A 14,102-nucleotide genomic window follows, 5' to 3' on the forward strand; every position below is an offset into this window, starting at 1 on the left:
TATAAAACTAATACTACATGGAAGAAAGATCAACACCTTTCGCAGAATTTGACAACAACGTTTTAACACGAAGAAGAGACTTATTACCTACCTGGATTAAAATTTTCCTATGGATCTTTTTAATCGGAGGCGCAGTAGCTGCGGGTTTATTGATAGCAGGGGCTCTGATCACTCAAACCTCTTTATCATTATACGGGATGAATGCCAATCATCCGTACTCAATGACAGGGCTTTTGATCTGCTTATTGTTTCTGTTCAAAGGTATTGTTGCCTATGGACTTTGGTTTGAACAAAAATGGGCACCACAGGCAGCCATAGCAGATGCCATTATCGGGATTGCTGTTTGCCTTGTGATGATGGCTATTATTCCGTTTATGTACCCATCAATCAGCTTTACCCTCAGATTAGAACTTATTCCTTTGTATTTTTATTTTAAAAAAATGCAGAGCATAAAGAAAACCTGGGAAAGCTTATAGAAACAAACCTCCGAAGTATCGGAGGTTTTATTTTTTACTCCTGAAGACCTCTCAAAACATAAAAAAATCCCCCAAGAAGGAGGATAAAAAATTGACATGTACGCTATGTTTTTTTCACAAACATTGTAAATATACGGATAGACTGCAAGCATACCCTACGGGAAACCGTAATGATTGATTTTGAATCGTTTGTATATTAGGCTTTCTTTAAAGCTATTTAAAAACAATCTTGCAGTACTTCAGCTTATGATAACTCAGCATATTCTTTCTTAGCATCAAAACTTGGACAAGCTTTATGAACATTGGGAAAATCTCTATGTCCCTGAATTTTAGCTTTAGGAAATATTGATTTTAATTCTCTTAACAGCTTTACCATAGATTTTTTTTGCTCTTCCGTTCTTGTATCTTTTGGATGGTTGCTTTTATCAATGCCGCCAATGTATGATATATTGATAATTTGAGAATTCCACCCTGCAACTCCATTGGATACCTGATCAATGGGCAAAGTGTTTACTATTTTTCCATCAGCTTTTATCATATAGTGATATCCTGGATTTTTCCATTTCAGGTTTTCCTTCCAATACCTTTTAATGCTCTCTATTGTAACATCTGGTTGTGTGGCTGTACAATGTATAACGATGTAATTGATTGTTCTCATGGATTTCATTTTATTATTTTGAGCAAAATTAAACTTGTAACTCCCAAAATAGTGAAGGAAAAACACCCTATTTAAAATTGACAGGCAAGACAGCTGAAAACCAGGGAAAGCTGATAAAAATTATTTAGAAAACAATATATCTCAGGACGAAGTCCATTAAGTTTGGGCGCGAATGTTTAAATTTTGAAATATAAGAACAAAAAATCCCTCTTAGTGAGGGATCGTTTTTTATAAATCGGGACATGCCATTTCATTATCATGCGGAATGCAAACTTTTTCATTCCATGGCACCGGGCAATCATGCCAGCCTGGAGGACATCCTCCTTTTCCGTTAATACTTCTTAATTTCTCCTTAGCGATTTTCTTTAAATTTTTCATGGTTTTGATTTTAGTTTAGAAATTAAATATATAAAATATTCTCCATTTGGAGATTTAACATAAAAAAATAATCTTTACGGATTTCCGTAACAAAGAAGGTTTAAAAATAACTGTTGAATACACCAAATAAAAAATCCTCCCAAACAGGAGGACATTAAAAAAACTTGACTTGTACTTTTAGTTTATACAAACGCTGTAAATATACGGAGAGACTGTAGGTATACTCTACGGGAAACCGTAAGGATTAACTTTTAATTGTTTGTACAGTAGTCATCGCAGACATAGCCTCTATTTTTAATCAAACAAACTTCGATCTGCTACAGCAGAATAGATAAAAAAATTGCAATACGTTTTTTATTCCGTATTGCAATTGTAATAAGTTCTATAATGATGTCTTTACACGTTTTTATCGTCTTCCAGCAATTCCCTGGCCTGGTATTCCTGAACCAGATCAATGGCATTGGAAATAACATCACTTAAAGCCGTGATAAATGTTCCTTCTTCTGCCATACCTATTGCATGCTTTAAAGCTTCAATCTCTTTAGGAATAATCTCATAACTAACGTCTCTGCCCGCAGCATTAATCCCATCAATAATCAATCCGTTGATTTCCTCTTCCGTTCTTCCACGAAGATGTTTCTCATTTCGGATGATGATATAATCAAACATTCTTCCGGCAATTTTTCCGCATTCTCTGATATCATTGTCTCTTCGGTCTCCGACACCGGATATAATACCGATCTTTTTGGTAGATTCTACATTTCTCAGATAATCTTCAATGGCTTCGTATCCTGAAGGATTGTGGGCAAAGTCGATCAGCACCTTAAAGTTTTTAAACTTAAAGACATTCAGTCTTCCCGGTGTAAGCTGGGCACTTGGAATAAAGGTTCTCAAAGAATTGGAAATATCTTCAATCCCGAATCCGTAAAGGTAACTCGCCAAACTGGCTGCCAATACGTTTTCAATCATAAACCTGGCCTTTCCTTCCATCGTAATCGGGAAGTCTTTGGCTTTTCCTATTCTGATTTTCCAGTCACCTTTTTTGATGGTTACAAAACCTTCCTCATATACACAGGTTATCTTTCCTTCTTTAGCAAATTTTACAATATGAGGATTGTTTTCATCCATACTGAAAATAGCCACATTAGAATCGAGATCACTCACAATCTTCATGGAATATTCATTATCGGCATTCAAAACACTCCAGCCGCTCTTTTTCACGCTATCCAGTACTACACGCTTTACTTTGGTAAGATCCTTCAGACTGTGAATATCATTCATTCCCAAATGATCTTCTTCAATATTGGTCAGAACCCCGATATCGCATTGAGAAAAACCAAGTCCGGAACGTAAAATTCCTCCTCTGGCTGTCTCCAGAACGGCAAATTCTACGGTAGGGTCTTTCAGAATAAATTCTGCAGAAAGCGGTCCTGTAGTATCTCCTTTTGACAGCATCGTATTTTGAATATAAATTCCGTCCGAAGTCGTAAATCCTACTCTGTACCCATTGCTTTTTACAATGTGAGAAATAAGCCTTGTGGTGGTGGTTTTTCCATTGGTTCCTGTTACCGCAATGATGGGAATGGTAAAAGGTTTTCCCTGAGGATAGAGCATATCAACCACCGGAGCAGCCACATTTCTTGGTAATCCTTCACTTGGGGCAAGATGCATTCTGAACCCTGGTGCAGCATTAACTTCAATAATTGCTCCGCCACTTTCCTTTAAAGGCTGAGTAAGGTTCTCTGCCATCACATCAATACCGCAAACATCCAATCCGATAATTTTAGAAATTCTTTCAGCCATTGTGATATTTTCCGGATGCACCATATCTGTTACATCAATGGAAGTTCCTCCGGTTGAAAGATTGGCCGTTGATTTAAGATAAACCACTTCTCCTCTTTGAGGAATTGTTTCCAAAGTATATTGAAGTTTATCAAGTAATTCTAAAGTGTCTTTATCAACTTCAATTTCGGTAAGAACATTTTCATGGCCATAGCCTCTTCTCGGGTCTTTGTTTTCTTTTTCAATAAGCTGCTGAAGATTCAGTTCTCCGTCTCCCACAACATGGGCTGGAACTCTTCTGGCTGCAGCTACCATTTTATTATTGATCACCAGTACACGGAAATCATATCCTGTGATATATTTCTCAACAATTACTTTTCTGGAATATTTCTGAGCATGTTCAAGACCTATCTTGGCGGCATCCCAGTCGTTGACATTGATAGAAGATCCTTTTCCATGGTTTCCATCCAGAGGTTTAATAACAATGGGATATCCGATTTTTCTGATCACCGCGTTTAAATCTTCTTCATCTACTACCAAATCTCCAATCGGTACGGGAATAGCAGCATCGTGAAGCATTCTTTTGGTTAATTCTTTATTACAGGCAATATCTACCGCAATAGAACTTGTTTTTCCGGTAATTGTAGCCTGAAATCTTTGTTGGTTCACTCCATAACCAAGCTGAACCAATGAGTTTGTTCCCAGTCTTATCCATGGAATTCTTCTGGACGCAGCTTCTTCTACAATACTTCCGGTAGAAGGTCCAAGACGTACACGCTCCCTGATTTCTTTTAATCTATGAATACATGCATTCAAATCATAATCTTTGCCTTCAATCAGTGCTTCTGCAATTTTTACAGATTCTTCTGCAGCATAAATTCCTGCATTTTCTTCGATATAGTTAAATACTACATTATATACTCCGGGAGTTTTTGTTTCACGGGTTCTTCCAAACCCTACATCCATTCCTGCCAGGGTCTGTATTTCCAAAGCGATATGCTCAATGACATGTCCCATCCAGGTTCCTGTTTCCACTCTATGGAAAAAACCTCCTTCCACTCCTTCCGAGCATCGGTGCGTCATCAATGATGGGATTAATTTTTCAATCCTTTCCCGAAATCCTTCGATTTTATTGGTAGGATAATTCTCCATTTCTTCTAAGTCCAACCTCATCTGTATCAGCTTCTTTCTTCTGATGCTCCAGATGTTAGGACCTCTTAGTGCCTGAATCTTTTCGATTTTCATAGTCTATTGGCATTTTAACAGTTAACAATAACTCCTTTCAAAACCAAAGATAATGCAAAACCCTAAACGAAACTATACCACATTTAAAGATTCGTTAAAAAAAAATTAATTTTAATTAACATTCTTAAAACATTAAAAATCAACTAAAGATGGCATGAATTTCGCCAAAGAATGTTAATTATTTTTTAATTTTGTACCATGACTAAACCTGTTGGAAAATTAATAGTTATCGGAGGCGCTGTAAACAAAGGAAGTTTTGCTGAAACCGATTATGATCAGAATATCGAAAAGAATCTTAATTTTTTTGAGCGTGGGATCTTAAGAAAGATCATCAACGAATCGAAGCTAAAGGAGAATTCTGTCATTGAAATTGTTACTACCGCTTCTCAAATCCCTCAGATCGTAGGTTCCGAGTACAAAAAAGCATTCGAATTTCTTGGAGCTAAAAATGTAAATGTTCTGGACATCCACAACCGTGAGGAAGCCAATTCTGATGCAATGGTCGCAAGGGCCAACGCTGCCGATGTCATGATGTTCACCGGAGGAGATCAGTTGAGACTGACTTCTATTCTTGGTGGAACAAGATTTCATGATACCGTTTTATTAAAATACCAGGAGCAGGATTTTATTTATTCCGGAACTTCTGCAGGTGCTGCAGCAGCTTCTGAAAATATGATCTATCAGGGAAGCAGTTCTGAAGCTTTATTGAAAGGAGAAATCAAAACTACTCAGGGATTAGGGCTAATCGATAATGTCATTATTGACACTCATTTTGTACAGCGGGGAAGAATCGGGCGCCTTTTCCAGGCGGTAGTGAACAATCCGAGAACGCTGGGAATCGGATTGGGAGAAGATACAGGACTTTTCATTCATAATGATGTAATGACTGCTGTAGGTTCAGGTCTTGTGATCTTAGTTGACGGAAGGTTTATCAAAGATACCAACCTTACCAATATCAACCTTGGGGAGCCTATTTCTATCGATAATTTAACGGTACATGTCATGTCTATGAATGATCATTATGATCTTACGACAAAAACACTGACAATTGAGAATTCGCAGTTTAATCCTATTCCACAGGATAAATAGAACAACAAATACAGCTATACAAACGGGACCTCGGTTCCGTTTTTTATTTAAAATTCATATTTTAATTTGGGCTAAAGCTAAGGATTTAAAACGTTTATTGTAAGGCGGGCTAAAGCCCACCCCCATTTGATGTTGATATCCAGATGCATAATAGTTACTTAACAACAACATCTTTTATCTTTTATCTTTTATCTTTTATCTTTTATCTTTTATCTTTTATCTTTTATCTTTTATTAATTAACTTCGTAAAAGAAATCATTTATCAACCATCATCTTTAATTTTATGAAAGTAATTATCCACGGCGGTTTTTTCTCTGAAAGCGATCAAAGCCATGAAGTAAAAACAGCAAAACAGGAGTCATTAAAACAAATTGCTCAAAAGGCATTCGATTATCTTAAGACACATTCGGCTTTTGATACGGTTGCTTATGCCGTTTCATTACTTGAAGATGATCCTTTATACAATGCAGGAATCGGTTCTCAGATCCAGAGTGATGGTGTTATCCGTATGAGTGCTGCCATTATGAACGGAAATACTCAGAAACTCAGTGGTGTGATTAATATTCAAAATGTACAGAACCCTATTTTTGTGGCTAAAGATCTTATCAATGAAGACGATAGGGTTTTAGGAGGAAATGGTGCTAAAATTTATGCTACGGAAAATGGTTTTGAAAGTTTTTCTACAGAAATTCCCCAGAGAAGAAAAGAATACGAAGCCAAACTGGCCAATGGAGGGAAAGGAACTGTAGGCTGTGTAGCGATTGACCGGGAAGGAAAACTAGCTGTTGCCACGTCTACTGGAGGAAAAGGTTTTGAAATCCCCGGGAGAATTTCGGATTCTGCCACTGTAGCTGGAAATTATGCCAATGCTTTTTGTGCAGTAAGCTGTACCGGTGTAGGTGAAGATATTGTCAGTAATGCTACTGCAGCAAAAATTGTAACGAGAGTTACCGATGGAATGAGCCTTCAACAGGCTTTCAGTAGGACATTTGATGAACTTGCAGTCATTGATGGGTTTGCAGGAGCCATCGCAATTGATAAAGAGGGAAATATATATCATCAGGATTCCTATCCTACTATGGTTTTCGCCAGTTTTGATGGTGAAAAACTTGAAGTCTTTTCCTAAATTTAACATTTATTTATAAGTCCATTTATTTTTTTGGCACGTATTTTACATTATTCATAACAACAAATTTTAATATTAATACTTAAAAAAATAGAAATCATGGGAAACAAGACAAAAGGCTTATTAGCTTTACTAGGATTAGGTGCATTAGCTTACTGGAAATATAAGAATTCAAGCCCTGAAGATCAACAAGCGGTAAAAGATAAGATCAATACAGCTAAAGATAATCTTAACAAATGGGGAAATGACCTTAAGAGCAAAGCAAATGATGTTGCTTCCCAGGTTCAGAATAAAGTAGACGAAGTAAAGACAAAAGCTGAGGATTCCCTAAGCTAATCAACACAGAGCAGTTTTTTTAACATTCATATATAGGAAAAAAGTCATCGTAGTAATACTTCGGTGACTTTTTATTGTAATGCAACCCTGAATGTTTTATTTTTTCTGTGCTATAAGCGCATATACAAGAGGTATTTTATTTCCGAACTGCGGTATTCTCCATTTTCCTGTTTCAAATTCTTCTACATGTCTGAAACAAGGATATGGAGACCAGTCAAATTCCCGAAAAACATTCAGTTGTAAATCTTTTTTTATTAAATTATCGAGAACTTCTGCTAAGGAGTGGTTCCACATGACATATTCCTGCACGATAGGTGCAGACTGATCTGCATAAGTACCTTCATAGGTTTCTACAATCGGTTTCTCATTGAAATAATTGTAAGCGACTTTTGTAAAGTCGTCATCAAACATCCAGACAACAGGGTGAAATTCTGCCATAATGAATTTACCTTCCGGTTTTAAGAAATGATTGATAATTCCAGCCCATTTTTCAAGATCGGGAAGCCATCCAATTGTACCGTAGCTTGTATACACAATATCAAATTTCTGATCCAGAACGTTCGGCAAATTATATACGTCTGAACATATAAATTCTGTATCTGTACTACATTTCTGTGCGAGCTCTCTGGCTGTATCAATCGCTTTATCAGAAAGGTCAATGCCGTTCACATTTGCTCCCATTCTTGACATGGAAATAGAATCCTGTCCGAAATGGCACTGCAAGTGCAGAATACTTTTTCCTTTTATATCTCCAAGAAGCTCCAGCTCTATGGAGTTCAGCGAAGCTCTGCCTTTTAAGAACTCATCTACAAAGTAAAAATCCGATTTCAGATGAGGTTCTACTTTTGCATTCCATGATTTTTTATTAATTTCTAAATAATTTTCCATTGCTTTAGTTTAAAAATGGGAGTTCCACCCATCAAGTAATTTCATTATTCAACACAATGATTACAATTTCTCCATTAATTTTTTCTTTTGATGCAGAAATTCTTCCTCACTTAGAACTCCGGATTCCTTTAATCTTCCCAATTGTTCCAGCTGATCTAAAATACTAGGTTCGGATTTACTCTGAAAATGTTGTTCCGGACGGGACATGAAATCTCTTACTTTTTCACAGAACAGTTCAGCATGGTACTTTCCTACTCCATCAATTTCTACCACGTCATCAGTCACCTGAATATCTATGGAAGCTAATAAAAATTCTGTTTCATATTGTATGGAGCTTATTTTGCTGTAAGAAAAGTCTTCTACTTTCAATCCGTACATGAACTCCTTATCCACAAAAATCAGTCTTCTGTCTGTGGCTACCAGGATGATATGATGGTTGTTCAGTTTATTTCTGCCTTCTACGAGATAGACAATTCGTTCGTCCGGTGAAAGGATATCCGGTAATTCACGAATTTCTTTCCGGGCAAATATGGTAGGGCTGATATCCAGTTTTTTAAGTTCTTCTTTTATTTCGTCAAGTCTTGATTTTTCACTCATAGCGTTAGTTTTTGGGTCTAAATTACTCTTTATAAGTAATTAAATTTAATTCAATAAAAATATTAGTCTTCTGATGGTATTACAATAGAAGTATGCAAACAGTATAGCTTCCAGCCTAAGGTTTCATACAACAGCTTTCCTTCTTCCGTTGCCACTAAAATATTCTTGTAAAAACCTTTGGATAAAGCGATCTTCTCCAGTTCTTTCAATAAAAAACGAGCAAGCCCTTTCCTTTGATGACTTTTTTCGGTAATAATCCTGTCATACACAGCAACATCATCTATAAGAGAGATACGTCCTATAGAAGCCTGCTCACCATTCTCCGCCACAATCGTGATAACAAAGGTTGTATTGTACTCAGAAAATTCCAGATGGTATCCTTCTGCAAGACTTGTATCCGGAAATTCCATTGGATGAAAACAGGTCATCATATATCCCTGCGATTGTAGTTGCCATCTTTCAGGGATTTTACTGATCAATTCATCAGGAGAAGTTGATACTTTCAGATAAATCCAGGGCTCATCAATTGAGTTGGTAAGTTGGAAAAAATCATCATTAAGCTCAGGAAATACAAAACGTTCTTTTTGTTTTTCATCTCCTACAACCACATGAAATCCGGATTTATAGGATACAGGAAAAGATGTTTCTCTTGACAGGCACCATCCTTTCAACCAGCTTTCTACAATTTTTGAAGATACTTTATCCTTCATGTTTCGGTGTTAAAAGTTTTATTTTAGTTGCTCCAATAATTTCTTTTTTTGCTCTGTAAATTCTGCATCGGTTAAGATTCCATTTTCTCTCAGTTTTCCTAACTTTTCAAGCTGATTAAAAATTTCTTCTGATGAAACTGAAACACTTCTCTTTGCAGAGCCGATTTGTTTTGAAGATTGTTCCTGTGGATTATTATAAATGTTTTTTATTGTATCATAGAACTTCTCAGCATCTTCCTTATCCATATAGCATTCAAACTCAACTGTTCTTTCTTCCAGATGCAGCTTAATAATGGGAGATCTAGGATGGGTTACAAAGCTCAACAACTTTATGGTTTCATTAGGGTAAATATTGATTTTTGCTGCACCAAACATGCCTTTTGATACAGAAATTAACCTCAATGGCGTTGCTACCAATACTCCGGCATCCAGTGTATTGACAAACTGAGCATCTGTAATCGCAATGATCTGTTCTTCTTCAGAGATAAGATAAGGAAGTTCCTTGATTTCTCCTTTGGTAAAGACGGAGAGATTAGCATGAAGCCTTTCCAGTTCATTCTTTATTTTTTGGTGTCTTCGCTTATAAACCTCTTTTGAGATTTGATGAGAACCGGAATCTATGGCTGCAGGAAGAGTCTTTCCTACCGTCATGACTGTCTGAGCTGCTTCAGTGTCTTCTGTATTCAGCATATTATTGATATCGTCAATGCTGAATGCATTAAGATTATAAAGCAACTCATCATTGATATCGCTTATTTTATTTAAACATTTATTGCATAAAACATTACCGTCTGAAAGCTTATTGGCTCCCAAAAGCGTATCCATGGATGTTAACTCTGTAGTACACAATGCACAATTATTAGTCATTCCTTTTTTATTCAAAAGTATTTAAATTCTCAACATCCATCAAAAAAAACAACCACAAAAGTAATTTTGCAGTTGTTCTGTTTTTAATATAATTAAGAAATTATTCTCCTAAAAACTCTTCTAAAGAAACCGTTTTCTGTATTCCGGCTTCAAGATCTTTAAAAGTAACGGTATTATTTTTAATTTCTTCTTCACCCAGGAAAACAAGATTTTTAATACCTTTCTTTTCTGCATAGGTAAACTGCTTGTTGATCTTTGCATTTTCAGGATATAATTCAGCTGAAATTCCTTTGGATCTTAGCTTCATGATCAGCTTTAAGGCATCAGTGATTTCTTCACCTCCAAAGTTAGCAAACAGATATTCTATTTTAGCTGATGCTTCTTCAGGGAAAAGGTTCAATTCTTCCATTACCAGATAAATTCTGTCTAATCCAAATGAAATTCCAATTCCAGGAATATTTTTCACTCCAAAAACTTCAGTAAGGTTATCATATCTACCGCCACCTCCGATGGACCCCATAGCAACTTCATCTGCTTTCACTTCGAAGATCGCTCCGGTGTAATAGTCCAGGCCTCTTGCCAAGGTTATATTGAAGACCAGGTTTTGAATATCAACACCAAGGTTCAGAGATTGTGTAAGAACAAATTCAAGTTCTTCTATTCCTTTCAGGCCGATTTCGTTCCCTGCAAATTTTTCTTTCAACTGAAGAAGGTTTTCAAGAGCATCGTCTGACTGGCTGAATAAGAAATCCAGTTTATCAATAGATTCCTGAGAGATTTCTCTTTCTAATAATTCTTTTACCACTCCGTCTTTCCCAATTTTATCCAGTTTATCCAATGCTACAGTAAAATCAATCAGTTTATCTGTGATTCCTGCATATTCTGCCAATCCGGAAAGAATCTTTCTGTTGTTCATATGAATGGTTACAGGAACTTTCAGATCAGCAAAAGACTTCAGATATAACTGAACCAGCTCCACTTCCTGTAATAAACTCTCACTTCCTACAACATCAGCATCACACTGATAAAACTCTCTGAATCTTCCTTTCTGAGGTCTGTCTGCTCTCCAAACCGGCTGGATCTGAGAACGTTTGAAGGGAAATGTCAGTTTACCATGATTCATTGCTACGAATCTTGCAAAAGGTACAGTAAGGTCATAACGAAGGGCTTTATCTGTAAGACTTTCCGCACTGAAAGGTTTGTCTAATGCTTTCTGAAAGTCATGAAGCATCTGATTCTTTTTCTCTTCTTTCGCTTCATTGATACTTGAATTTAAAATTTTAAAAATCAAGCGGTCACCTTCTTCTCCGTATTTTCCTGTCAACGTAGAAAGGTTTTCAAAACTTGGAGTTTCCAAAGGCTGAAACCCGAATAATTCAAAATTATTCTGTAAAATATTGATGATATATTTTCTTCTGGAAACTTCCTGTGCCGTAAAATCTCTCGTCCCTTTTGCTAAACTTGGCTTCATTTGTTGTATGTCATTTTGATAAATGCAAAAGTAAGGAATTGAAAGGAATTTTACATAGTATAAAAAGCTGAAGAAAGACTTCCCTCAGCTTTTCCTTTACTATTATCAATTATTCCAAAAAATCATACACTTTCAAGAATTTCAAGAATTTCTTCGCCATAATTTTCAATCTTATGCTTTCCAAACCCTTTGATTTCAAGCAACTCCTCTTTCCTTGCAGGTTTATACTTGGCTACAGATATCAATTCTTTGTTACTCGCAATGAAATAGGTGGGAAGATTCTGTTCTCTGGCTTTTTCTGATCTCCAGAGTTTCAGAGCATCCAGAATCTTTTCTTCATCTGTATTCAAAAGATCATTCTCTGCAGAATATTTAATTGCCTTAGGCTCTTTTACTGTATTTTTTGTCAATTTTAAGTCTTCAAAATACAATATTACAGACCAATATTTTTCTTCACTCACAAAAGCTGTTTCTACTTTCATGATCTCATTACCTTCCAGAAAATCATCCAGCATCTTCTGATCTTTGTAGAGAAATTCTTCAGGCAGCCTGATTTTAAAAATTTTCACTCTCATCATTTGTGTTTTTAAAGTTATTTTCCTCCTAGTAAAAGGATTTCATCTACACGAATTTCCGTGATATATCGCTTCACCCCATCCTTATCATCATAAGATCTGTAGGTAAGTTTTCCTTCAACAGCTATTTCTTTTCCTTTGGTAACATACTTTTCAAAGATTTCTGCTGTTTTCCCAAAGGCAATCAAATTGTGCCATTGTGTTTCTTCTACCTTTTCTCCTTTAGCATTCGTGTAATGATCGCTGGTCGCTAGAGATACACTTGCTTTTACGTTTCCGTTGTCGAAGTTTACCATTTCAACTTCTTTTCCTGTGTAACCAATTAATGTTACTTTGTTTCTTAGTGACATAACTTTTATATTTTAAAGATTAATAAATTCAGATAAGAGACGTTCACTGCTTTCTCAAATCTCTGTTGCAAAGATTGCTATGGTTTCTATTCACAGTCGGTTATAAACCATTTAAATCCATTTGTAGTCGTTTGTAAACGGATATGAAAATAAAAAGATTTCTTTATTGTATAGGATTTATAAGAATTAAAAGACATTAACTCCCACCAATGAATTAAAAATTTAATAAGATAAAACCTATGATAATTTTTTTTTCTTCTTTAAAAAAATATTCACATTTAAAAATTGCAATGTTATATAATATGTATAAAATACAATTTCTCATTGTAATTAAATAAGAATATAAATTTTAAATTATGTGGAAAATTTTCTGTTCTGGCTTTCATCTAAAAAAATCCAACAAAAAAGGCACTCAACAAAATTGTTGAGTACCTCCTACTTAATCATGCAACTAAAAATAAAATTGAAACTTATATTTTTTCACATTCAATACTGTCTTTTGCCTCCTTAATAATGAGATTAATCTTTAGCTTGAGAAATCCTGGTTATACTATTGATAGTGGCATCCAATGAAGTATCAGATTTTATTTTAATAAGATATCCGCTACCAATAGATAAAGGATCGGCAACACTCACAAGATAAAAAACAAGATCTCCTGAGGTTACCCCATTAGGAGCTACCGCGGTCTGATCTATGGAGAATGTTGAAGGAGGAACAGGATTTGAAAGATTCACTGTTACAAAGGCCATAGAACCATTATTCTTATTGGCATAACTTACAATAACCCTCCACATATGAACTTGCCCGGCAATAGGGTTTTCCAGAAATCGTCCCGTTGCCGGATCATATATATCTCCAGGCACCGGATTGATAATATTTTCAGGCCATGTGGTGGTAGGTGGTGCTGCAAAGTCTGTCACAATGTTCATCGGTGTCTGATAAACAATATTCTGATACGTCATCAAAGGAACTCCTCCTGAAGATTTGAATGCAAAGAAAGGCTTTACACCTGCTCCACTATTTAATTTAACGACTCCTTCGTTGGCTGTTGTTAATGTTACTGAAGAAATTACGGTACTCCATTGGGTTCCATTATAATATCTTAAAGTTTTATTGGTGGAATCATAGATGATCATTCCCGCAGTGGGTGTAGTTACATTAGCTGGAGGATTGGCATTTCTGGAGAGTACAACTGCTGAATTAGCTGAGGTAACGTCTAGAACTCCTTGTGGAGACGTTGTATTAATCCCTACCTGTCCAAAAATAAAAGGACAAAACAGAAAACTGAGTAATAAATTAGATTTTTTCATGGTTTGTTTTTTTGAATGTTGATATCAAAATTACAAAAAAACACAATACTGTGAAATAAAAATCAATTTATTTATATGAAAATAAGACAGTTATATTCAATAATATAACTTTATGAGTAATAATTTATTTTAAAATACTGATGAATATTATATTTTCCAAAACACAGAAAATTAAACAAACATAGACGTCGTGTTCTAAAAATTCATTTAGTTAATGAACCATCCCTTTTCTGTAAAATATAT

Annotated in this window: 15 protein-coding genes; 4 read left to right on the forward strand and 11 right to left on the reverse strand. The window is 35.6% G+C overall.

Going from position 1 to position 14,102, the window contains the following annotated elements; genetic code table 11:
• Window positions 1-17 precede the first annotated feature (17 nt).
• Window positions 18-476 carry a hypothetical protein gene (locus tag PZ898_RS04915; protein ID WP_277694930.1) on the forward strand — a complete coding sequence of 153 codons (459 nt, stop codon included), beginning with the start codon at window positions 18-20 and terminating at the stop codon, window positions 474-476.
• 244 nt (window positions 477-720) lie between these two features.
• Here PZ898_RS04915 and PZ898_RS04920 read toward each other — a convergent pair whose 3' ends face one another.
• The 3 genes from PZ898_RS04920 to cphA all read right to left on the reverse strand — a co-directional run bounded on the left by PZ898_RS04920 (window position 721) and on the right by cphA (window position 4,539).
• The gene (locus PZ898_RS04920; RefSeq protein ID WP_277694931.1) at window positions 721-1,134 is read right to left on the reverse strand and encodes an N-acetylmuramoyl-L-alanine amidase; all 414 of its coding nucleotides are present in this window, start codon (window positions 1,132-1,134) and stop codon (window positions 721-723) included.
• Window positions 1,135-1,362: 228 nt separating this feature from the next.
• Complete coding sequence (locus tag PZ898_RS04925) at window positions 1,363-1,512, reverse strand: hypothetical protein (RefSeq protein ID WP_277694932.1); 150 nt, start codon at window positions 1,510-1,512, stop codon at window positions 1,363-1,365.
• A 396-nt stretch (window positions 1,513-1,908) separates the two neighbouring features.
• On the reverse strand, window positions 1,909-4,539 hold the full coding sequence (gene cphA, locus PZ898_RS04930; protein WP_277694933.1) for a cyanophycin synthetase: 2,631 nt from the start codon (window positions 4,537-4,539) through the stop codon (window positions 1,909-1,911).
• A gap of 198 nt (window positions 4,540-4,737) precedes the next feature.
• Between cphA and PZ898_RS04935 the strand changes: the two genes are divergently transcribed.
• From PZ898_RS04935 to PZ898_RS04945, 3 genes are all read left to right on the forward strand, one after another.
• Window positions 4,738-5,628, forward strand: a complete 891-nt coding sequence (locus tag PZ898_RS04935) for a cyanophycinase (protein ID WP_034695508.1) — start codon at window positions 4,738-4,740, stop codon at window positions 5,626-5,628.
• A gap of 283 nt (window positions 5,629-5,911) precedes the next feature.
• Entirely contained in the window at window positions 5,912-6,754 is an 843-nt protein-coding gene (locus PZ898_RS04940) for an isoaspartyl peptidase/L-asparaginase (protein ID WP_277694934.1), read from the forward strand.
• 99 nt (window positions 6,755-6,853) lie between these two features.
• Entirely contained in the window at window positions 6,854-7,090 is a 237-nt protein-coding gene (locus PZ898_RS04945; RefSeq protein ID WP_034695510.1) for a YtxH domain-containing protein, read from the forward strand.
• A gap of 96 nt (window positions 7,091-7,186) precedes the next feature.
• On the opposite strand, the gene PZ898_RS04950 is transcribed toward PZ898_RS04945, so the two are convergent.
• The 8 genes from PZ898_RS04950 to PZ898_RS04985 all read right to left on the reverse strand — a co-directional run bounded on the left by PZ898_RS04950 (window position 7,187) and on the right by PZ898_RS04985 (window position 13,859).
• Window positions 7,187-7,978, reverse strand: a complete 792-nt coding sequence (locus PZ898_RS04950) for a class I SAM-dependent methyltransferase (protein WP_277694935.1) — start codon at window positions 7,976-7,978, stop codon at window positions 7,187-7,189.
• Window positions 7,979-8,038: 60 nt separating this feature from the next.
• Window positions 8,039-8,575, reverse strand: coding sequence for a PH domain-containing protein (locus PZ898_RS04955; protein ID WP_277694936.1), 537 nt, complete (start codon window positions 8,573-8,575; stop codon window positions 8,039-8,041).
• A gap of 62 nt (window positions 8,576-8,637) precedes the next feature.
• Window positions 8,638-9,285, reverse strand: coding sequence for a GNAT family N-acetyltransferase (locus PZ898_RS04960; protein WP_277694937.1), 648 nt, complete (start codon window positions 9,283-9,285; stop codon window positions 8,638-8,640).
• Window positions 9,286-9,303: 18 nt separating this feature from the next.
• Window positions 9,304-10,152, reverse strand: coding sequence for a PH domain-containing protein (locus tag PZ898_RS04965; RefSeq protein ID WP_148045416.1), 849 nt, complete (start codon window positions 10,150-10,152; stop codon window positions 9,304-9,306).
• A 100-nt stretch (window positions 10,153-10,252) separates the two neighbouring features.
• Window positions 10,253-11,623, reverse strand: coding sequence for a histidine--tRNA ligase (gene hisS, locus PZ898_RS04970; protein WP_277694939.1), 1,371 nt, complete (start codon window positions 11,621-11,623; stop codon window positions 10,253-10,255).
• Window positions 11,624-11,745: 122 nt separating this feature from the next.
• A complete protein-coding gene (locus PZ898_RS04975; protein ID WP_277695597.1) occupies window positions 11,746-12,198 on the reverse strand; it encodes an HRDC domain-containing protein in 453 nt (150 codons plus the stop codon).
• A 17-nt stretch (window positions 12,199-12,215) separates the two neighbouring features.
• Window positions 12,216-12,548, reverse strand: a complete 333-nt coding sequence (ssb, locus tag PZ898_RS04980) for a single-stranded DNA-binding protein (protein ID WP_062675086.1) — start codon at window positions 12,546-12,548, stop codon at window positions 12,216-12,218.
• A gap of 519 nt (window positions 12,549-13,067) precedes the next feature.
• Entirely contained in the window at window positions 13,068-13,859 is a 792-nt protein-coding gene (locus tag PZ898_RS04985; RefSeq protein WP_277694941.1) for a hypothetical protein, read from the reverse strand.
• Window positions 13,860-14,102: the final 243 nt, after the last annotated feature.

Source organism: Chryseobacterium sp. WX (assembly GCF_029542485.1).
Taxonomy (GTDB): Bacteria; Bacteroidota; Bacteroidia; order Flavobacteriales; family Weeksellaceae; genus Chryseobacterium; species Chryseobacterium cucumeris.